Annotated in this window: 20 protein-coding genes; 6 read left to right on the forward strand and 14 right to left on the reverse strand. The window is 57.3% G+C overall.

Annotation, left to right across the window (positions count from 1 at the left end; all coding sequences use genetic code 11):
• Positions 1–134: 134 nt before the first annotated feature.
• Complete coding sequence (locus tag R1T46_RS19485; protein ID WP_317308340.1) at positions 135–3,023, forward strand: ATP-binding protein; 2,889 nt, start codon at positions 135–137, stop codon at positions 3,021–3,023.
• Between the two features lie 15 nt (positions 3,024–3,038).
• Here the strand turns inward: R1T46_RS19485 and pdxJ are convergent, their stop codons facing one another.
• The 13 genes from pdxJ to rpoE form a co-directional block, all read right to left on the reverse strand.
• Positions 3,039–3,773, reverse strand: a complete 735-nt coding sequence (gene pdxJ, locus R1T46_RS19490; RefSeq protein WP_317308341.1) for a pyridoxine 5'-phosphate synthase — start codon at positions 3,771–3,773, stop codon at positions 3,039–3,041.
• Positions 3,774–3,777: 4 nt separating this feature from the next.
• On the reverse strand, positions 3,778–4,506 hold the full coding sequence (gene recO / locus R1T46_RS19495) for a DNA repair protein RecO (RefSeq protein WP_317306693.1): 729 nt from the start codon (positions 4,504–4,506) through the stop codon (positions 3,778–3,780).
• Between the two features lie 7 nt (positions 4,507–4,513).
• Positions 4,514–5,431, reverse strand: coding sequence for a GTPase Era (gene era / locus R1T46_RS19500; protein ID WP_317306695.1), 918 nt, complete (start codon positions 5,429–5,431; stop codon positions 4,514–4,516).
• Entirely contained in the window at positions 5,431–6,120 is a 690-nt protein-coding gene (gene rnc / locus R1T46_RS19505; RefSeq protein WP_317306696.1) for a ribonuclease III, read from the reverse strand. The genes era and rnc overlap by 1 nt, the downstream gene beginning before the upstream one ends.
• Positions 6,117–6,506: a DUF4845 domain-containing protein gene (locus tag R1T46_RS19510; RefSeq protein ID WP_317306698.1), complete on the reverse strand. Its 390-nt coding sequence runs from the start codon at positions 6,504–6,506 to the stop codon at positions 6,117–6,119. Before R1T46_RS19510 ends, rnc begins: the two co-directional genes overlap by 4 nt.
• A 29-nt stretch (positions 6,507–6,535) precedes the next feature.
• Entirely contained in the window at positions 6,536–7,321 is a 786-nt protein-coding gene (lepB, locus tag R1T46_RS19515) for a signal peptidase I (RefSeq protein WP_317306700.1), read from the reverse strand.
• An 11-nt stretch (positions 7,322–7,332) separates the two neighbouring features.
• Entirely contained in the window at positions 7,333–9,135 is a 1,803-nt protein-coding gene (lepA, locus tag R1T46_RS19520; RefSeq protein WP_317306701.1) for a translation elongation factor 4, read from the reverse strand.
• A 104-nt stretch (positions 9,136–9,239) separates the two neighbouring features.
• The gene (locus R1T46_RS19525; protein WP_317306702.1) at positions 9,240–11,966 is read right to left on the reverse strand and encodes an EAL domain-containing protein; all 2,727 of its coding nucleotides are present in this window, start codon (positions 11,964–11,966) and stop codon (positions 9,240–9,242) included.
• A 147-nt stretch (positions 11,967–12,113) separates the two neighbouring features.
• Positions 12,114–13,595, reverse strand: a complete 1,482-nt coding sequence (locus R1T46_RS19530) for a DegQ family serine endoprotease (RefSeq protein ID WP_317306703.1) — start codon at positions 13,593–13,595, stop codon at positions 12,114–12,116.
• Positions 13,596–13,674: 79 nt separating this feature from the next.
• Positions 13,675–14,133 (reverse strand): SoxR reducing system RseC family protein, encoded by a 459-nt coding sequence (locus R1T46_RS19535; protein ID WP_317306704.1) that lies wholly within the window; start codon positions 14,131–14,133, stop codon positions 13,675–13,677.
• Positions 14,130–15,116: a MucB/RseB C-terminal domain-containing protein gene (locus R1T46_RS19540; protein ID WP_317306705.1), complete on the reverse strand. Its 987-nt coding sequence runs from the start codon at positions 15,114–15,116 to the stop codon at positions 14,130–14,132. Before R1T46_RS19540 ends, R1T46_RS19535 begins: the two co-directional genes overlap by 4 nt.
• Positions 15,117–15,220: 104 nt before the next feature.
• On the reverse strand, positions 15,221–15,790 hold the full coding sequence (locus R1T46_RS19545; protein ID WP_317306706.1) for a sigma-E factor negative regulatory protein: 570 nt from the start codon (positions 15,788–15,790) through the stop codon (positions 15,221–15,223).
• Between the two features lie 14 nt (positions 15,791–15,804).
• Positions 15,805–16,422, reverse strand: coding sequence for an RNA polymerase sigma factor RpoE (rpoE, locus tag R1T46_RS19550; RefSeq protein WP_317308342.1), 618 nt, complete (start codon positions 16,420–16,422; stop codon positions 15,805–15,807).
• Positions 16,423–16,621: 199 nt separating this feature from the next.
• On the opposite strand from rpoE, the gene nadB reads away from it, so the two are divergent.
• The 5 genes from nadB to R1T46_RS19575 all read left to right on the forward strand — a co-directional run bounded on the left by nadB (position 16,622) and on the right by R1T46_RS19575 (position 20,967).
• Complete coding sequence (gene nadB / locus R1T46_RS19555) at positions 16,622–18,226, forward strand: L-aspartate oxidase (RefSeq protein ID WP_317306707.1); 1,605 nt, start codon at positions 16,622–16,624, stop codon at positions 18,224–18,226.
• 50 nt (positions 18,227–18,276) lie between these two features.
• Entirely contained in the window at positions 18,277–18,531 is a 255-nt protein-coding gene (locus R1T46_RS19560) for a succinate dehydrogenase assembly factor 2 (protein ID WP_317306708.1), read from the forward strand.
• Positions 18,515–19,003: a hypothetical protein gene (locus R1T46_RS19565; RefSeq protein WP_317306709.1), complete on the forward strand. Its 489-nt coding sequence runs from the start codon at positions 18,515–18,517 to the stop codon at positions 19,001–19,003. The genes R1T46_RS19560 and R1T46_RS19565 overlap by 17 nt, the downstream gene beginning before the upstream one ends.
• A 14-nt stretch (positions 19,004–19,017) precedes the next feature.
• Positions 19,018–20,016 (forward strand): folate-binding protein, encoded by a 999-nt coding sequence (locus R1T46_RS19570; protein ID WP_317306710.1) that lies wholly within the window; start codon positions 19,018–19,020, stop codon positions 20,014–20,016.
• A 117-nt stretch (positions 20,017–20,133) separates the two neighbouring features.
• A complete protein-coding gene (locus tag R1T46_RS19575; protein ID WP_317306711.1) occupies positions 20,134–20,967 on the forward strand; it encodes an HDOD domain-containing protein in 834 nt (277 codons plus the stop codon).
• Positions 20,968–21,106: 139 nt separating this feature from the next.
• Here R1T46_RS19575 and ung read toward each other — a convergent pair whose 3' ends face one another.
• Positions 21,107–21,853, reverse strand: coding sequence for a uracil-DNA glycosylase (ung, locus tag R1T46_RS19580; protein WP_317306712.1), 747 nt, complete (start codon positions 21,851–21,853; stop codon positions 21,107–21,109).
• Positions 21,854–21,855: the final 2 nt, after the last annotated feature.

The following is a 21,855-nucleotide window of genomic DNA, read 5'->3' on the forward strand; positions in this document are numbered from 1 at the left end:
AATACGGCTTCTCGCTATATCCATGACTGTGGGCTATATCCGGGGCGCCATCACGGTCAGACTGCGTGGAATCAACTATTCTGACAGGGAAGAATGCCGAACATCAGGTCGGCGACGTCAATCGGGAACTCACTATGCGGCGCTGGGGCATACGCAAAAAAGTACTGGTGGTGACACTCGTCCCCACCCTTCTGACCACACTGATGCTGGGGCTGTTCTTTACCTACAGCTGGGTCAACAACATTGAGAACCTGCTGCAGGATCGCGGCGAGTCATTGTCACGCCAGTTGTCGGCGGGCTCGGAATACGGCCTGTTCACTGCCAATCGAAGTCTGCTCAGCAGCCTCTCCAACGCCCTGTTGGAAGAACAGGATGTGCGCTCTATTACCTTCTTCGACAGCAAGCACAATCGGCTGCTGCATAGCGGCCCGGGAAGCTCCGATGATATAGGCAAGGACACCTTGACCGGCGAAAAGGCGGTACGGGTTACTCGTCCCGACAGTACCGTCTTTGTAACACCGGTCTACCTCCAGGACCTGATGATCGAAAGCATGCTTGACCCGGATTCCCGCCAGAACGTGGGCGCAGGCAAAAAACCGATTGGCTGGGTAACGGTTGAGATGTCCCACATACGCACGGAGAAGGAAACCTACAAAGCACTGTTGATTTCCCTCCTGCTGGTACTGGGTGGTGTGCTTCTCAGCCTGGTGATTGCCCTGCGTCTGAGCCGTTCGTTCACCGATCCGGTCTTCGAACTCAATGAAGCCGTGGCGAAGCTCAAGGAAGGTAAGCTGGACACCCGTGTCTACACCCGCGCCGGCCCGGAGTTCGAGCAATTGGAATCCGGCCTGAACGCCATGGCCGGAGAACTGAGCAAAGCCCAGGCAGAGATGCAGCAAAACATTGACCAGGCCACGGAAGACCTCAGGGAAACCCTGGAAACCATCGAAATCCAGAACATCGAACTCGATTTCGCCCGCAAGGAAGCCCTGGAAGCCAGCCGCATAAAGTCGGAATTCCTGGCCAACATGTCCCACGAAATCCGCACACCGCTGAATGGCATCATCGGTTTTACCGAATTGCTGCTGAAAAGCCCGCTACCGCGGCAGCAGCGGGACCACCTGAGCACTATCCGCAAGTCATCGGAAATTCTGCTGACCATCATCAACGACATTCTCGATTTCTCCAAGATCGAGGCCGGCAAACTCATCCTCGACCGTATTCCCTTCCAGCTCCGGGACATCGTAGAGGAAGTTATGGTGATGCTGGCTCCCGCTGCTCACAGCAAGAACCTGGACCTGGTCCCGCTGGTCTACAACGATGTACCAGACAATATCATGGGTGATCCGCTGCGGGTAAAGCAGGTGATTACCAACCTGGTCAACAATGCCATCAAATTCACTCAGACCGGTGAAGTGGTTCTGCGCGCCAGCCTTGAAGAAGAAGATAAAGAGAGCAACCAGATCACCCTGAGGCTCAGCATTACCGATTCCGGTGTCGGGCTCTCGCGAGCTCAGCAGCAGTCCCTGTTCAACGCCTTCAGCCAAGCCGACGCGTCTACTGCCCGGCAATACGGTGGCACCGGGCTGGGGCTTGCGATCTCCAAGCGCCTGGTTGAGGAAATGGGCGGCAAGATCGGGCTTGAGAGTGAGCTCGGCAAGGGGTCAACGTTCTGGTTTACGCTGACCTCGGAACTGTCCTCCACCGGCGAAGCCATCGCACCCAAAGACGCTCTGTTTGGCGAAAAGGCCATCTACCTCGACCAACAGAAAACCACTGGCCTGGCGGTGGAACACATGCTCCGGGAATGGGGCATGACGGTAGAGCGGGTGTCATCACCGGGTGCCATGCAGGAGCAGATAGAGGAAGCCCAAAAGGAGCAGTCCGGCTACGCCGTCGCGATTGTTGGCATTACCCGTCACCTGTTGAATTCGAGTCAGTACTGTTCGTTGGTAAGATCACTGGAGCTGGAGCGGGATTGCCGCACACTGCTGTTGACCCCCACTCTTGAAACTCACGATACGCCGCTGTCGGGGCTGGCCAGTGGCCACCTGACCAAGCCAGTATGCCGCGAATCCCTGTACGATGAACTGTTGTTGCTGGTGCACGGTATCAGCAACCGGCAACGCCAGTTGCCGGATCATTCCCATACCATTAACCGTGAGCTGCCCTCCCAATCAACACGCGTACCCAAGGTGCTGGCGGTGGACGATAACGATGCCAACCTGAAGCTGGTAATGACCCTGCTCAACGACTGCGGCGTTATGGCTGAAGGCGCGACCAGCGGCTTTGAAGCACTGAGCAAGGCCCGCCAACACTCGTTCGACCTGGTATTCATGGATCTTCAGATGCCCGGAATGGACGGAGTGGAAACCACGGAGAGGCTACGAGGCCTGGATGGCACCAACCATCGCACTCCAATCATTGCGCTGACGGCCCATGCCCTCGCAGAAGAGCAAGATCGGCTGATCCAGCAGGGGTTTGATGGTTACCTAGCCAAACCCATCAGCAATAGTCAACTGATCGACATTATTCACGACTACACCGGCTATACCTGTCACCCCGGCTCCGCCGGTGAACACCTGCCGGTACCAGAGGTACGCGATACACGTCGTTCGGTTCGCCCGTCGACCAGGAATAAACAAGCTGACTGTGTCAGCGTGGCCGAAAGCATACAGTTGGCTGCCGGAAAAGCAGATCTGGCCGAGGAGCTGTTCAGCATGCTCGTTGAACAAATCCATGCCGATATCGACCAAGTACCGGAACTCTGGAACAGCGGCAACATGAGCGAGCTTCTGGAATGCGTCCACAAACTGCATGGCGCCACGCGCTACTGCGGCGTGCCGGAGCTGCGCGCTGCCGCGAACCAATTGGAAACCGCCTTGAAGTGCTCAGCGCCGGATATGGAGTATCAGAAAGAGCAGTTGCTTGCGGCCATGGAACGCTTGCAGACGTGGAGTGAACAGACCGACTGGCAGCAGCTGTTCCGGCAGCAGAACCCACAGCAGGCAACCGTGGACTGAACGACAATCAGCGCGTTAGGCTCGCGCGCTTTCGAGGAGAGCCTTCATATCCCTTACGGCCTCTTTGAGCCCGGTATACACCGCCCTGGCAATGATGGCATGGCCAATGTTGAGTTCGTTGATACCGGCAATGGCGGCAACGCGTTCAGTATTGTGGTAGTGCAGCCCGTGGCCGGCATTGACCACTAGCCCTTTCCTGCGGGCGTATGCCACCGCCTCCTGCAAGGTGTTAAAAGCCGCTTCAACAATCTTCGGGTCAGTCGCTTCCGCGTACTCCCCCGTGTGCAGTTCCACCACCGGCGCTCCGCAACGGACCGCCGCATCGATCTGTGTCACATCCGGGTCGATAAACAGGGAGACCTCGGCACCGATTTTTGCCAATCGGTCACAGGCTTTGGCCACGCGCGCCTCCTGGCCGTCCACATCCAGACCGCCTTCAGTTGTCAACTCTTCGCGCTTCTCGGGCACCAGGCACACACATTCGGGGCGCACTTGCTCGGCAAACGCCAGCATGGCGTCAGTGACTGCCATTTCCAGGTTCATCTTGGTGGTGAGGATTTCCTTCAGCAGCAGCACATCGCGATCCTGAATGTGTCTGCGATCCTCGCGGGGATGAATGGTGATACCATCGGCGCCCGCCTCTTCCGCCAGAATCGCCGCCTGTACCGGGTCTGGATATCGGGTCCCTCTGGCCTGACGCAAGGTAGCAACATGGTCAATATTTACACCCAGCAAGACTCTGGGCTTCATTGAGCTAGAGGTCATTACGATCTCCTCGATGATGACTGAACAGGCTTCTGCTATGGAGCACCTTGCCCTGCAACAGGTAGTCTACAAGTACCCGTGTTACTCGTTTGGCGACGCGCCGGCACTCAGCAGATTCGAGGTCGCCATCGGCCAGCGCCAACAGCGTACCGCCCGGCAGATTCTGGAGCCTGACACCTGGCGAGGGCTCGGCCAGAATCCCCTGCTCCGGATCATAGCAATAAAGCCCCCCGGCCTCGACCGGCTGCCCGGTATCGGTCGCCTGGTCCCAGACGAAGTCATACCCGAGCTCCGCAGCCAGGGATTGCTCGAAACGTCGCAGAACCGGTTCCACATCCCCGGCTTCCGATAACTCGGCGATGACATCAATATAGGCGGCAAACAGTCGGTGGTGAGGGTCGGCCATCGGCAGCAAACGCTGCAATAGCTCATTGACGTAAAGGCCGCTGTACAGGGAGAGAGTGCGCTTCAGGGAGGGGCCGCTGCGAACGTCCGCCTGAGTCAGAGTCTTCAGGTCGCTGCGCCCGGTCCAGTTCAGCAGCAGAGGCTGAAAAGGCTGCAACTGAGCTTTGAGCGGGCTCTTTGCGCTGTTGCCTCCACGGGCAATCACAGTTACCCGGCCTGCGTTAAGGGAAAACACATCCACCATCAGACTGGTTTCGCGCCAGGGCCGGCGGTGGAGAACATACGCGGGCTCCTGTTGCATTGGCCCCGTCATAGCTGCCTCAGAAGTCGTTCATACCCAGGCTTTTCAATGCCCGGTCGCTGTCCGCCCAACCCCGCTTGACCTTGACCCAGAGCCTTAGCATGACTTTACTGTCGAACAGACGCTCCATATCCGTTCTGGCCTCCTGGCCGATGCGCCGCAGGCGCTCGCCCTTGTCGCCAATAATGATCTTCTTCTGGCCCTCACGCTCCACCAGTATTAGCGCAGAAATGTGCAGGGTCTTACCATCCTTGCGAAACTCTTCGATCTCGACCGCCACGGAGTACGGCAGCTCTGCCCCCAATTGCCGGGTAATCTTCTCCCGTACCATTTCGGAGGCCATAAAGCGTTCGCTGCGATCCGTGACCTGGTCATCCGGGTAAAAGTGCACACTTTCAGGCAGGAACCGACTGACCGCAGCCTCCAGCGGCTCCAGATTCATCCCCTTCAGCGCCGACAACGGAATGATCTCGGCAAACTCTCGCTTCCGGGATAGCATATCGAGGTGCGGCAACAGGGCCTCGCGATTTTCAATGCGGTCAACCTTGTTCACTGCCAGAATCACCGGGCATTTCAGGCTACTGAGCTTTTCCAGAACCATTTCGTCCGCCGTCGTCCACGCCATCTGGTCGACGACAAACACCGCAACATCGACGTCCTTGAGGGCCGATGTCGCCGCCTTGTTCATATACCGGTTGATAGCGCGGGGTTCTTCCTCGTGCATCCCCGGCGTATCCACGTAAATTGCCTGAACCGGGCCATCGGTCTTGATACCCAGTACCTGATGACGTGTTGTCTGGGGTTTGCGGGACGTAATACTGAGTTTCTGGCCAAGAATGTGGTTCAGCAATGTGGACTTGCCCACATTGGGCCGGCCGACGATCGCCACGAAACCACAACGGCTATCCGGATTTTCCGGACGGGTCACATCATTCATCAGTCATTCTCCACACCCAGTTGCTTAAGGGCATTGCGGGCGGCCTGCTGCTCGGCAATTCGACGGCTATTACCCGTGCCGGTCGTTTTGCGGTCCAGCGATGGCAGGGCACAGGAAACATGGAACGTCTGGGCGTGGGCTTCACCGTCCACGGAAATGACGTCATAGCGAGGCAGCGGAAACTGCCGTGACTGCAGGTACTCCTGAAGCCGGGTTTTGGGATCTTTCTGGGTATCCTGCAGATCCAGCTTCTGAAGACGCACCTCAAACCAGCGCAAAACCTGTTCTCGACAGGTGTGAAAGTCACTGTCCAGGTATATGGCACCGATGATGGACTCAACAGCGTCGGCAAGGATGGATTCTCGACGGAAACCACCACTCTTCATTTCACCGGAACCCAGCCTGAGGTACTTGCCCAACTCGAATTCACGGCCAATTTCCGCCAGGGTCACACCTTTGACCATACGGGCCCGCAGACGGCTCAACTGACCTTCCCGGGCTTTTTCAAAATGCAGGTACAGGTATTCAGCAATGACCATGTTAACGATGGAATCACCCAGGAACTCCAGGCGCTCATTGTTCTGGTTGCCAAAACTCCTATGGGTCAGCGCCAGCAAAAGCCGCTCAGGCGTCTGGAACTGGTAGCCGATGCGTCGCTGTAACTGCTCGAGATCCGGTTGTGAACTCACTTGCCCTTCATCTCATACTCATGTTGAAAGTGGATAACAGTATCCACATTACGGAACAGGTTATTGCGGACTTCGTAATCCACATTGATGATAACCAGATCCCCGTCTTTCTGAACGGTGATATTCTTTTCATCAAATCCGCGAACATTGTTCACGCTAAGGCGCTTGTTTATCAGATTTCTCACCTGCGCAGGGCCCATGGTGGAAAGATCCTCTGTCCCTTCCAGGCTCTCAAGCGCTTCCTGAATGGTAATGTCGTCAAGATACGCTGGCCCCAACTTGATGGCCAACGTCAGCAAGCCGCCGAAAAAAAGCGCCATAATCATGATAACAAGCGCCGATGCACCCGACTGCCTGTGCATGGAGGAAAGACTGTTCTTCTTCATGTTCGATACACCCCTGAATAACAACGCACTTATTCCAAACCGCCCACACGGTCAAAGGATGGCAGACTGGTGAGCGATTGCCAGTGCATCCAGATCGCGAACGCCTTGCCAACGACCATTTCATCCGGAACAAAGCCCCAATAGCGGCTGTCATTACTGTTGTCCCGATTATCACCCATCACGAAATACTCGCCTTCCGGCACTACCCACTCGCCTTCTCCAGAGCGCCCCGTGCGCCCCAGGGTCAGGAAGATGTCGTGCTCAACGTCGCCCAGGTATTCACGTCTGAGTTCCACCGGTGGCAGCCGGGCAACAAAGCGTGTGTCCACTTTATCGCCGTTGATAAACAGCTCACGATCCTGGTATCGGATACGGTCGCCCGGCAGCCCGACCACCCGTTTGATGTAATTGGTGCTGCCGTCGTCCGGATAGCGGAATACCATTACGTCACCGCGCTGGGGATCATCCACCGACAGGATCTTGGTGCCCGCGACCGGCAGGCGAAGCCCGTAGGCGTATTTGTTAACGAGGATGAAGTCTCCAACTTCAAGGGTGGGTAGCATGGAGCCTGACGGAATCTGGAAGGGTTCCACCAGAAACGAACGCAACACCAGCACCACCGCCAGCACCGGAAAAAACGAACGGCTGAGATCGACGAGGTAGGGCTCCTTCGGCTCTTCCTCCGCCGTAACCTCCCCGCTAGCGCCTTCTGCGACCGCGAGCCTGCGCTTACGCAGGAATACAACATCCAACAGCCAGATCAGCCCCGTTGCAAACGTCAGAACAACCAGAACCAGGGGGAAATCAATATCCATTCAGGTGCCTTTTAGTTATCCACTTTCAATACGGCAAGGAATGCTTCCTGAGGCACCTCAACATTGCCCAGTTGCTTCATGCGCTTCTTACCTTCTTTCTGCTTCTGTAGCAGTTTCTTCTTCCGGCTGACGTCGCCACCGTAACACTTGGCGGTGACGTTCTTGCGAAGCGCCTTGACGGTCACCCGCGCTACCACCTGATTCCCGATCGCCGCCTGAATCGCGATATCGAACATCTGGCGTGGGATCAGCTCTTTCATCTTGTCAATCAGGGCGCGCCCTCGGTAGTGGGACTGGTCCTTATGGACAATCAGCGCCAATGCGTCCACGCGCTCGCCATTGATCAGCACGTCCAGGCGTACCAGGTTGGCCGCCTGGAACCGCACAAACTGATAGTCCAGTGATGCGAACCCACGGCTGGCGGACTTGATCCGGTCGAAAAAGTCCAGCACCACCTCGGCCATCGGTAACTCGTAAGTCACCTGAACCTGGGTGGACATAAAGTGCATGTTTTTCTGAATGCCCCGTTTTTCTTCACACAGGGCGATCACGTTGCCCAGATGCTCCTGGGGCACCAGAATGCTGGCCTCCACGATTGGCTCGCGCATTTCCTCGATGGATCCAATATCCGGAAGACTGGACGGGTTGTCCACCGACAGGGTCTCACCCTGTTTGGTAACGACTTCATAGATAACCGTCGGGGCGGTGGTAATCAGGTCGATGTCGTATTCCCGCTCCAGCCGCTCCTGGACAATCTCCATGTGGAGCATACCCAGGAAGCCACAGCGGAAACCGAACCCGAGGGCGTCTGAACTCTCCGGCTCGAAGAACAACGAGGCGTCGTTCAGGGTCAGCTTCTCAAGGGCATCCCGGAAATCGTTGTAATCATCGGAACTGACGGGGAACAGGCCCGCATAGACCTGAGGCTTGACCTTTTTGAATCCGGGTAGCATCGGAATGTCTTCCGAGCCTTTCTGCTGAACAATGGTGTCACCCACCGGGGCACCATGAATGTCCTTGATGCCGGCCACCACGAAGCCAACATCCCCGGATTCCAGAATATCCGTGTCTTTGGGTTTTGGATTGAAAATACCGACCTTGTCAGCATTCCAGGCCTTGCCCGTCGACTTCATAACGATCTTGTCACCCTTCTTGAGGGTGCCTTCGGTCACCCTGACCAACGACACAACCCCCAGGTAGTTGTCGAACCAGGAGTCGATAATCAAGGCCTGCAAGGGCGCGTTTCGGTCACCCTTGGGTGGCGGAATTTTCCTGATCAAGTCCTCCAGGACGTCCTCGACACCCATACCGCTCTTGGCGCTACAGCGCACAGCGTCCGTAGCCTCGATACCAATGATGTCCTCGATCTCCTGGGCCACGCGCTCCGGCTCGGCCTGAGGAAGATCCATCTTGTTAAGCACCGGCACCACTTCCAGCCCCTGTTCGATAGCGGTGTAACAGTTAGCGACGGACTGGGCCTCAACCCCCTGGCCGGCATCCACGACCAACAAAGCACCTTCACAGGCGTACAGAGAACGCGACACCTCGTAGGAAAAATCGACGTGCCCAGGTGTATCGATGAAATTCAGCTTGTATTCAATGCCGTCCCGAGCCTTGTAGTTCAGAGTCACACTCTGGGCCTTAATGGTAATACCACGCTCACGCTCAAGATCCATGGAATCAAGGACCTGCTCAGCCATTTCGCGTTCTGTCAGGCCACCGCAGATCTGGATAAAGCGGTCTGCCAGAGTGGATTTACCATGGTCAATATGGGCGATAATCGAAAAATTTCGGATTCGGCTCAGTTCAGTCACAGACAATGAATACTCGCAAAAGACGAAGGATTGAGCCCGGAAGGGCCGTTGCCGGAGTCCGGCGACGGCGTGATTTTACCGGTTACCGGCCGTTATTGCCATGATCAGGAGATCAGCGGCCGCTCATATTGCCTAATAAGGAAACCGATAAGCGCATCTTCGTCCAACGGGTAACTGAACAGGTTACCCTGGCATTGGGCGCAACCAGCGCTTTTGAGGAAGCTGAGCTGCTGCGGCGTTTCCACGCCCTCGGCAACAACGGTCAGGTGCAATTTTCTGGCCAGAGCAACCACCGCTGAGGCGACATCAGTCGCACTGACGTTGTAAGGGATGTCGCGAATGAAGCGATGATCAATCTTGATGACATCAAGCGGCAACTGCTGGAGCGCCACCAGAGAACAGGAACCAGTGCCAAAGTCATCCAGGATCAGGCAGACCCCCATGTCGTGCAGAGACACCAGGAGTTCCCTGAGCATGCGTGGGTCTTCATTCAGCAGTTCCGCCGGCATTTCAAGCTCAAGCCGCTCTGGCGATACTCCCGTTTCGGTAATGACCTTGCGCATCATATCCAGAAACCCGGAATCCGTCAGTTGGCGAACGGACAGGTTGACCGCCATTTTCAGTGACTCAAATCCGGCCCGCTCAAGAGCCTGAACCTGGATACACGCCTGCCTCAGCGCCAGTTCACCCAGGCGTATAATCAGCCCCGTTTCCTCGGCCAGAGTAATGAATTGCTGCGCGCTGACCAGCCCCTTCTCAGGGTGATGCCAGCGCAGGAAAGCCTCGACGCCAATCACCCGCTCGCTTTCGAGGTCCACCTTGGGCTGGTAATGCAGCACAAACCGATCGCCTTCCAGCGCCGTTGCCAGCTCTTCCTGCTGAAGCAGGCGCCTGGCGGCCTTGATGTTCATGGCCGGGGTAAAGAATTGGTAGGTGTTGCGCCCCAACTCCTTGGCCCGGTACATGGCCAGGTCGGCATACTTCATCAGCGTACCGGGGTCCTCACTGTCATGGGGAATCATGGTAATACCGATGCTGACGGTAACGCCCACTTCGTGATCGTTGAGGCGAACCCGCTGGCACAGCCTCCGCAGAATGGCGTCGGCAACCTTCCCAGCATCATCAGGACCACTGATCCGCGACAACAGCACCACAAACTCATCGCCACCCAATCGGGCTACCGAATCCTCCTCGCGCACGCAACCGGCCAACCATTGGGAAACCTTCTTCAGCAGCTCGTCACCACTATCGTGGCCCAGGGTATCGTTGATACGTTTGAAACCGTCGAGATCCAGGAACATCAGGGCGGCCGGCTCTTCACTGCGACGACTCCTGCGGACCACGTGGTTAAGCCGGTCACGGAATAGCTGGCGATTGGCAAGTCCGGTCAGCGGATCGTAGAACGCCAGGCGATGCAGTTCCGTCTGCGCGGCTTTCAACTGGGTCAGGTCACGGAGGCTCAACACCACCCCATTCACGCCGGGCACCGTCAGCATGGCGGTGAACGTGCCTTCCATATCCCGCCACTGGCCTTGCGAATCGCGTATACGGCCACGGATAACCGCCATCTGCTTCCCAGGCGATTTGACCGCTTCATCAAACCCTGATTTTAACTGCGGCCAATCCTCGGCATGCACCAGGGACTCTAACTCCAGGCCATACACCTTGTCGGGGTCGAAGCCCAAAATGTCGTGACTGGACGGACTGGCGTAACGCGGCGTGCCATCGCGATCCAGCACAAGAGTCACGTTCGCGGCACCTTCGGTAATAGCGCGGTAGCGACCGGCACCAATCTGCGCCATGATGCGGCCACGAATCATGGTCAGCACAAACAGGAACATCAGCAGACTGATCACAACGCCGGAACCAAGAACGATAGGCGGTCGCGGATCAGACGCCAGATAGTCAAACGCCGGAGTGGAACGGGTCTGCAACAGCCAGTCACGCCCACCGTGGGTGATGGTCTGGCTCATTTCAAAGCTGAAATCCTCACCCAGGGAGCCCAGGTTTGACCCATACATCTGGGTATCCCGCGACACCACCCCGCTGTCGTATATCTTCACATCCAGGAACGGCGAAATCAGGCCAACAATGCCATCAAGCAGAGTGTTCATCCGAAAGGCACTGAACACATAGCCAGCAAGCATCATCTGCCGCTCAACTTGGCTTTCAGGCACTTCCCCACCCTGATAAACCGGGTAGTACATCAGGAAGCCGGCCTGATCTTCCGCCACTTCTTCCTGCACCAGCACGACTTTACCCGTCACTTTTGGTTTGGCATGGTCCCGTGCCCGCGCCATGGCGTGCCGGTGCACCGGATCACTGAAGGCATCGTAACCAAGTGCCTTGCGATTCCGCTCGGTTCCGGGCTCCAGATACACCATGGGGTAGTAATCCGGCCCGGTGCCAAGAGGCGTCACGAGGTAATTGAGGACACCGTCCTTCCTGACCGATGCGATATGATCTGCCATCTGGCGGACACCAATCCTCTGCACGTAGCCGATGCCCTGGATCCCCGGGTAATACCGGTTGATATCCACGTTGTCGACATACTCCCCCCAGTCATCCCTATCCACCTCGCCGGCAACAGCAAACAGGCCCGCACTGCCCGCCAATACCTGTTCATAGTTCAGCAGGCGCTCTTCAATGGCGGTTCGCAACTGTAGTGACTGTGTTTTGAAACGGGCTTCGGTACGGTCTTCGACCAGGCGAATGGACACTTGCCATAACAGGGCGGTGACAGCGAGAGAGGCGATCAGTACTAACCAAGCGGCCCACGAATAGCGTAGCTGGAGCAGTTTCCGGAGGGGGAGTTCCTTTCTGTTCATCATTTTTGTGGAGGTCCGATCCGTGGCCAGTAATCTGATTATTTTGGCCAGTATAACAAAAGCCCCACTGGCTGTCGTTTAAACGACCTCCAGCGGGGCTCTCGATTTTGTACCGTTTTGTGTCCGCCGATCCGGCCGGCGGATCAACTGTCAGGGCTTCATCACCAGATAAGTGGCCCGCCCCTGGCGAACAACCCTCACGGATACGGCACTGTCGTCTGGCAAGGATGACACCGCTTCACGGAAATCCTCCACGGATGTGACCTTGCGGCGGTTAAGTTCGGTGATCACGTCCCGTGGACGGATACCCGCATCAAGCGCCGGACCGCGGGCAACGTCTGTTACAAGCACTCCTCCGGATACCCCCAGTGATTCCTGGAGTTCAGCTGGCAAGGGCTCAACCGTCATCCCCAAGGGCGCCGCGGACGGACTGTTGTTGCCGGAAGCCGGAGCAGATGCTTGCTCTGAACCCTCTTCCGGCAGTTTGCCGATTTCAACATCCAGTGTAATTTGCCGGCCTTCCCTCATAACTTCCATGGTGGCCGTCTCACCGACCGGAGTGCGACCGACCATCGGCGGCAAATCTGAAGATAGGGTGACGTCTTCGCCCGAGTATTCGAGCACAATATCACCCGCCTGCAATCCCGCTTTCTCGGCCGGGGAGCCTACCATCACCTCTGCAACAAGGGCACCACGAGGACGCTTCAGACCGAACGACTCCGCCAGGTCACGATTGACTTCCTGTATCAGTACACCCAGCCAACCGCGGGACACCGATCCATTGTCTCTGATCTGCCGGAATACGTTCATGGCATCGTCAATGGGGATAGCGAAGGACACCCCCATGAATCCACCCGAGCGGGTGTAGATCTGGGAGTTAATACCCACAACCTCGCCGTCCAGGTTAAACAGCGGCCCGCCGGAGTTACCCGGGTTGATAGCAACGTCGGTCTGGATAAACGGAACGTAGTTTTCCGATGGCAGTGAGCGGCCCAGTGCACTGACAATGCCAGCTGTTACCGTGTAATCAAAGCCAAAGGGCGAACCGATGGCCAGGACCCACTCACCCACTTTCAGATCTTTGGAGCGCCCGACCCGAACCACCGGCAAGTCGTCGCCACCTTCAATTTTGAGCACCGCCATGTCGGAACGTGGATCGGTGCCAACCAGTTTGGCGGGCAACTCACGACGATCATTCAGACGCACAATGATCTCATCAGCGCCTTCCACCACGTGGTTATTGGTCAACACATAGCCATCGCTGGAAACGATAAACCCGGACCCCATGGACTGACGTGGGGCTGAACCACCTGGGCTTCCGCCAAAGGGTGACTGAGGACCGCGGAAGAAATCCTGGAAAAACTCCGGCAACTGCTCAAGCTGTCGATCATTAAAAGGGAGGTCGTGAGAGCGGCCACTACCCGCCGACTTGGGCTCAGTCGTCGTGCTGATATTGACCACAGCATTCGAGTTTTCTTCGACCAACTCGGTAAAATCAGGGAGATTCTGAGCCGAGGCAGACTGGGCCAGTGACAATGGAACAAGAAGACACAAGAGATACCAGACGAACACGATGGAACCTTGGCGTTGAGGCCGGCACTGCGTGTCTTGATCGTTCTTTACTTCAGGCATTAAAGACCCCCTGTTCAGCGGACGTTGTATACTCAATGTGCGGTCAAAGCCAATAATTTCAACAGAAGCTGTCGGAACATCACTCGGGGGAAGCAACTGACGCCTGCCTGACATCCACCAGCGTCGGCTCCCAGGTTTTCGTTGTACGTGACTGCCCACGACGGGCAGCCAGGAAGCCCAGGGCAAGCCCCGTTGCAGCACCCATCATAGCGACGGCTTCATTGGCCGCATGACCTACCGACAACTGATGCCCCAATACAGCCCCCGCCACCATTGACACCAGTGGCACCGCATAAACCAGCAGGGAAGCACCCAGTAGCGCGGCCTCATCAATGGCCACCGTCACCTCGTCACCCACCCTGGCGCCAAGGCTGTTGGCCACCAGAACCTGATTGGCCCTGCCGCCTGAGACACTGGCCAGTAAGCGCTGACCACAACCATGGCGAGCCGAACAACTTTCGCAGGCACTTGTGCGAATCGTCTGTACCCACACCCTGTCGCCGGCAACACCAACTACCCTGCCAGTTTCAGTAATCACTTCTGCCCTCCGCCAAACGCCAGGGTATCGTCAACCTTCACCGACTCGGCCACCTTACGGGCGGTCGTCGGCGGAATCTCCCCGACGACGGTCACGAAAAAGGCAACGTCATCGACGTTGATCTGTTTCATATACACCGTCGTGGCACCAATTCGCGAAGCGCCTGTGGGCATCGCCATCTTCCGTGCTGGCTCCACAAACACCGAAAAGGCCGCCAGCCCGTCCGAGAACGCCACGGCTTGCCCTTTACCCGACCGCGGTGAAGCCGCGGGAACAAAGCCGTCCGGGCGCCACTCAAGCGTCCAGCCATCCATCCGCGCTGCGGGAGACGACGTCTGTTCAGGGTCTAGTTTCCGCTTGATGGCTTCCCCTTCTGTTCTTACGATAAATTCGCTATCTGGAAGGGAGTCCGTTATTTCAAGGCTGGTAAACTGAAAATGCTCAAGCACCTCACCGCCGACGGAACGCACATGACTTTTCACCAACAGCCCGGTGGATTTTTCCAGCCACAACTGGTGACTGTATCGAAGATCATCCCTCGCCCTGAGTCCGAGCTTGACCACATCGTAACCAGCAATACGATCATCTCCCACCAGCTCCGGCTGATACCATTGACTGACCGGCATCAACTGGTGGGAAAAAGCCTCAGCAAAAGGGCCCGACGGAATGACCTGATCCAACTGAATGCGCCCGTGGTCAGGAAGCACACAGATGACCCGCATCCCCTTTCGAACGATCTCACCACTGGCTCCGTCCTGCAGAACCAACCGCTCTTCCACCATACCATCCCGATACCGGTGCGCAATCTGCATAGAACTGACCTGATCGCCCCGGGCATACACAAAGACGCCGCGATAGGACGTCATATTCAGGGAGGGACCAAGGCGGTCGAGCCAATATTCGGCGCGCTCCTCATTGTTCCCGGCATTCTCCGTAGCATTGGCAGACACCTGCCACATCAGCCCGGCGAAAAAGGCTAACATGACCACCCTATGCCCGATTGCACCGGGGAATCGACTCCGGATTGCCGTTACGATTCTGCCCATTAGCGGTTCAACTCCAGCCAGTATCCCAAGAACATGAAGCGTCAATACTCTGGCCCGGACGCGCTAACAACCCGCGCATAACCAACCGAGCCCCGGCCGGCTCCTACACTGTTATGTTGGGCGTGCTCAAGAAGGTAGCGGCTGAGGTGCTCCCATTGCTCCTCATCAAGGCCTTGCAACGCCACCTCCGGGACCGGCTCGGCAGCCGCCCCCCTCGGATCCTGTTCTTCCGCAACGCCCGCTGTTGCAATCGTTCCACCATCTTCGGCGGACTCCCAACCAGCACCGGCGCCAAAACCAATCACCGCCGCCAGCGTGACCATGGCAAATGCTGGCCAGTGCCAGCTTTTATCCCGGCGGGACATAGATCCAGCGGTCGCCGCATGCGGTAGAGTACCACTGCCGTCCAGAGCGTCCCTGACCCCGGCGCTGACATCCACATCCTCCGGTGCCACACCGCCCTGATGCATCAGATCCCGCACCTGCTGCCAACGTTGCCACTGCGAACGAACCTGATCCTGCTCAGCATGCGACAGCAGTCTGCGAACCGACAATTCATCTGCCTCGTCATCCATCATTGCAGACAGCGTTTCTTTGAGACGATCATCCATAGGATGCAACCTCATTACGTCCGGGAATCATTTAATAAGGGGCCCAGGTGGCGATCGACCGCATCCCGTGCCCTGAATATTCGTGACCTTACCGTGCCGATGGGGCACTCGAGAATACCGGCGATGTCTTCGTAGCTCAGCCCATCATACTCCCTGAGCAAAAACGCAGATCGGAGCTCCTCCGGCAGGTTTGATATCGCCTCTCTGAGCGCGCTTTGCAACTGGTCTCGTTGCAACAGCTTCTCTGGAGACGCATTGTCCCTGAGCCTTGAACCGTCGTCATAGTTCTCAGCTTCACCCGCATCGGCACTGCCCTGCGGACGACGACCCCGGGACTCCAGGAAATTCTTGGCCGTGTTCACGGCGATCCGGTACAACCAGGTGTAGAACGCGCTGTCTCCCCGAAAACGGTCAATCGCCCGGTACGCCTTGACGAAGGTTTCCTGGGTAAGGTCCATCACCTCCTGGCTGTCGTAGACATAACGACTGATAATCGACGCCACCCGGGACTGATATTTGACGACCAGAAGATCAAAGGCAGGCCGGTCACCATGACGGACCTTTCTTACCAGTTGAAGGTCTGTCTGGCTTTCGCTGTTTTCTTCCTTGTGTCTTTCTGTATCCGCATTCATGGACGGGGTGCCGGGGTTGCCATAGCGTTCGACCATCTGGCCCACTTGTCTGCTATTCAATGGAATCATGCTGCTGCCCGGCATCCGATGAGTCTACAATGCCCCCACTTACTTGGGAGCACCCCGTCAGGCCAAATAGACAGCGAGCGCAAAGTTTAGTTCAATACACATCCACATTATGGCCCGTGATTACGACCCGATGCCACAGTCCTACGAATTCGATGTCCTGATTGTCGGCAGCGGTGCTGCCGGCCTCACTGTTGCCCTGAATTTGCCCGAGCACTTGCGGATCGCCGTAATCAGCAAGGCCGATATCAGCAGCGGTGCAACTCTCTGGGCCCAGGGCGGCATCGCAGCCGTGCTGGATGACGACGACTCCCTTGAGAATCACGTTAGCGATACTCTCAACGCAGGGGGCGGTCTCTGCCATGAGGATGCCGTCCGGTTTACCGTCGAGCATGGCCGCGAAAGTATCAACTGGCTGATCGACAGCGGTGTTACCTTTACCCGCGATGACCAGTCCCAGTACCACCTGACACGGGAGGGCGGGCATAGCCACCGTCGCATTATCCACGCGGCCGATGCCACCGGCCACGCCGTTTCCACCACTCTGACGTCCCAGGCCCAGGCGCGACCCAACATTACCCTGATGTCCCGTCGGGTTGCCGTGGACCTGATCACCAATCGCAAGCTGGCGTTGCCCGGAAACGCGTGCGTAGGCGCCTACATACTGAATCTGGAAGACAACCATGTCGAATTGTTCCGGGCCCGCTTCACCATCCTCGCCACCGGCGGCGCCAGCAAGGCGTATCGCTACACCACCAACCCGGACGGAGCTTCGGGCGACGGTATAGCCATGGCCTGGCGCGCCGGCTGCCGGGTCGGCAATATGGAGTTCAACCAGTTCCACCCCACGTGCCTGTACCACCCACATGCCAAGTCGTTCCTGATTACCGAGGCGGTAAGGGGCGAAGGCGGTGTGCTGAAGCTTCCGGACGGCTCCCGCTTTATGGATCGCTTCGATGAGAGGGGCGAACTCGCGCCCCGGGATATCGTTGCCCGCGCCATCGACCACGAAATGAAACGGCTGGGCGCTGATCATCTATACCTGGACATCAGCCATAAACCGGCCGAGTTCATCAGGCAGCATTTTCCAACCATTCGCGAAAAATGCCTGGCGTTCGGGATTGATATCACCAAAGAACCGATCCCGGTGGTACCCGCCGCGCACTACACCTGTGGCGGCATACTCAGTGACGAGCGCGCCCGCACCGACATCAACCAGCTTTATGTTGTCGGCGAGGCAGCCTTTACCGGTCTTCATGGCGCCAATCGCATGGCTAGTAACTCCCTGCTTGAATGCCTGGTCTACGGCCGTGCCGCCGCTGCGGACATAGCGCGACGAGAATCGGATATTCCTGCACCGCCACAAGCACCGGACTGGGACGAAAGCCAGGTAAGGGATTCCGACGAAGACGTGGTAATCTCCCACAACTGGGACGAATTGCGGCATTTCATGTGGGACTATGTCGGCATCGTTCGTACCACCAAACGCCTGCAGAGAGCCAAGCACCGGATCGATCTGCTGGAACGGGAAATTGGCGAGTTCTACAGCAACTACCGGGTCTCGAACGACCTGCTTGAGCTGCGCAACCTGGTGACCGTGGCGGACCTGATTATCTGTTCCGCGTTGCAGCGCCGGGAAAGTCGCGGCCTGCACTACACACTGGATTTCCCCGGACTACTCCATGAGGCAAGGGATACCGTACTGGTTCCCACCACTTACCGGCGGTCGTCTCCCTGAAGGAAATGGCTCGGTCCACTCCAATGCCCACTGGTTAACTGAGAGAATCAATGTCTGACAACACCGAATTCAATCGCCTCTACTGGCACAGCCGCCGCGGCATGCTTGAACTGGACGTTTTGCTGATCCCGTTCCTTGAAAACGCCTATCGAGACCTGCCCGCTGAAGGCCAGGCACGATACCAGAAACTGATCAACTGCGAGGACACCGATATGTTCGAGTGGTTCATGCAGCGTAGCCGCCCAGAAGACCCCGACCTGCAACGCATCGTTGACCTCATACTGAACCGTGTCCAGCCGGATTGAACTGACACTTATTCCATCCCACGCTGTCGGGCTACTGTGCGCCCTGCCCTGGCTGGCGCTGACCCTGTTCCTGGTCGCCGTGGCCAGTGAGTTTGGTTCACTCATTCTGACGCTGGTTGTTCCCTCACTCGTGGGCGCGGCTTTCCAGTACCGGCGAACCGGCTTACTGGCCGGTCCGGCAGCCGTAACCGGACTCAGGGTCGAGAGCGAGCAACTATACGCGCGCCTTCGCTCGGGCCAGGACCGCGCCGTTATGGTTGCGGGCGAAAGTCGTTTGGGTGCCCACTTTGCGATCTTGAAACTGCGGTACTCCGGCACCATATCCTGTACATATCCTGTTGTCCTGGTTGCTGTTACGCCGCGGTTTCGCAACATCCCGCCCGACGCGTTCCGCCGTTTGCGGGTGTGGCTTCGTCTTGGCCCGGCCTCTGGCGGCAAGGCATCGGGCCGCCAGACACAGGAAATCCACTAATTCTGGAGTGCTCCATGTCAGACACCGAAAGTCCGTTGGCCAGCCACCCGCTTCCCCAACCCTGTTGCGTTTCCGTCTCTGACCGGATCATTGTTCGAATATCCGGGCCCGGCACTGACAAGTTCTTGCAGGGTCAATTCAGCCAACAGATTGAAGATGTCACCCAGGTGCATTCGCCAAGAGCGGCAGCCTGTACGCCCAAGGGGCGCACCTATTGCCTGACCCGGTTGGTGAGGGATGGTGATGACATATTGATGGAGCTGCCAGCGGATCTCTCCGACGGCACGGTGACTCATTTGCGCAAGTACCTGATGCTGTTCCGTGGTACGTCAATGGAGGTAGAGTCGGACGCTCGGATCGTCGGGCTTCTGGGCGATGCCGCAGTAGAAAAACTGCTACCAGAAAACACCAGTGCACTTGCAGTCGCAGGCGATTCCGTGAAAATCAGCGGAGGCCACCTGATACGCACGATGGACACCGCCGAAGGCATGGCCCGCTATGAGCTATGGCAAACGGGTGACCTGGACACGTCGCTGCAACAAGCTCTGGAGGAGATTCCTGCAGCCCCCCTCGCCGATTGGCAGGCTTCCGAAATTGCCGCCGGCGTAGCATCGCTCACGGCCGCCACTACGGAGAGCTTCGTGCCGCAAATGCTGAACTGGCAGCATGTTGGAGGCATCCACTTCAAGAAAGGCTGCTACACCGGGCAGGAAGTGATCGCGCGCATGCACTTCCTGGGGCAACTCAAGAAAAGCCTTTTCCGGTACACATGTGAGGGTGCCGGAACCCTGCCTGCCCCCGGTGAGTCGCTGCTGGACGGAGACCGGTCAGTGGGAAATGTCGTGAATTCTGTTGGTTTCTCTGACGGACACTCGGAGATTCTGGCCGTTGTGCGCCACGATGCGGCGGAGAAATCATTGGTACCCGAGAGCGCCTCCGACGCGGCGCTGTCATTGCGCCCTTTGCCGTATTCTGTTCCGGAGCGTGAAAAAACCGACACGCCTGATACATAAGTTGACAGGAAGAATCTCGATAATTTGCTATAAAGTACGTCATATACATGAGCATATTAGCCTTTCCGGACCTTCCTTCCGGCCAGGTGACACTTCACAGGCGGATTCGAACTGACCATGTCCAACATTGTAGAGACCATAATAACCGACCTGACCAACGCCATTGAAAACGACAAACTGGTACTTCCGACGCTTCCGGAAGTTGCGCTTCAGGTACGTGACATTGCAGAGAATGAGGACTCGGCCATTCTTGATCTGGTGAAGGTCATCAGCAACGACACGGCCCTGTCAGCGCGTATTATTCGAGTCTGCAACAGCCCGCTATTTCGCGGCAGCCGGGCGATTGAGAACTTGAATATGGCGGTCAGTCGCCTGGGCATGGCTTATACCAGTAACCTGGCAATGGGTCTTGCCATGGAGCAGATGTTCCAGGCCACCTCGGACATGATCGACAAGCGCCTGCGTGCCACCTGGCAGAAGAGCACTGAAGTGGCGGGGGTGTGCCATGTACTGGCCCAGCATTACACCAACCTCAAAGCAGACCAGGCCACCCTTGCCGGGTTGGTTCACCTTATCGGGGTGTTGCCAATCCTGCGCTATGTTGAGGATCAGGATATCCAGATCAGCAGCATCATGCTGGACAATGTGATTGATGAGATTCATCCGCGTATCGGGGCGATGATTCTGCAGAAGTGGGATTTCCCGAAGGAACTTCAGAATGTGCCTTTGGAATACGCGAACCTGCATCGTGAGGTGCCGGCGGCGGATTATGCGGATCTGGTGATGATTGCCAATCTGCAGTTGATTGCCGGGACGGACCATCCCTGGACGGAGGTGGACTGGAAGACGATTTCGGCGTTTGATCGTCTTGGGTTGGATCCTGAGGTGGATATGAGCGAGGAAGAGGATCTGAACGCGCAGATGGAAGCTGCTATGGCGCTCCTCCAATAATCTTTGGGGGCTGGCCAGAGGTGGGAGTATTTTTCTTCGGGAAAAGAACTCGCTTCGCTCAGACACCTTTTCCTGTCAGAGAAAATACTCCCACCTCCGGCCGATCATAGTTGTTGCGGGTCGCCCTTTGCGCTCCGCGCTATTCCCTCGACTGGCTTTTTCCGTATTGTTCCAGCAGCTCCGATTTGTTTGGCAAAGACCAATCAACGGTCGGCAGGCCCTTCTGCTGTAACCACTCGTTCGCTCGGGAAAAATGCTTGCAGCCGAAGAAGCCGCGGTAGGCGCTTAACGGCGATGGATGTGGCCCGTCCAATACCAAATGCTTGTTTCGGTCAATGTGCTGACCTTTTTTCTTGGCGTAGCTTCCCCAGAGTAGAAACACCACCCCCTCACGTTCCCGGTTGATGGTTTCGATGACACGGTCGGTGAAGGCTTCCCAGCCTTTGCCCTGGTGGGCGCCGGCCTGGCTTTGGACGACGGTGAGGACGCTGTTGAGAAGGAGCACGCCCTGCTCCGCCCAGGGTTGCAGGCAGCCGTGGTCTGGGGGCTGAATGCCGAGGTCGGCGTGAATTTCCTTGAAGATGTTGACCAGCGACGGCGGCGTGGCCACGTGCGGGCGCACGGAGAAGCACAGGCCGTGGGCCTGGCCGGGACCGTGGTAGGGGTCCTGGCCGAGGATAACCACGCGCACCTTATCCAGCGGCGTGCTGTTCAGGGCGTTGAAGCAATGCTGGCTGGCGGGGAACAGGGTTTTCCCGGCCTGTTCCTCCGCCGCCAGGAATTCGGCCAGCTGCTTCATGTAGGGCTGACGGAATTCGTCACCAAGGTGCTCCGTCCAACCTCGACCCGATTTTAGCTGGCTTGCCAGTATCTCCACCGGCTGCATGT

It is taken from the genome of Marinobacter salarius, from assembly GCF_032922745.1.
In the GTDB taxonomy this organism is placed as follows: domain Bacteria; phylum Pseudomonadota; class Gammaproteobacteria; order Pseudomonadales; family Oleiphilaceae; genus Marinobacter.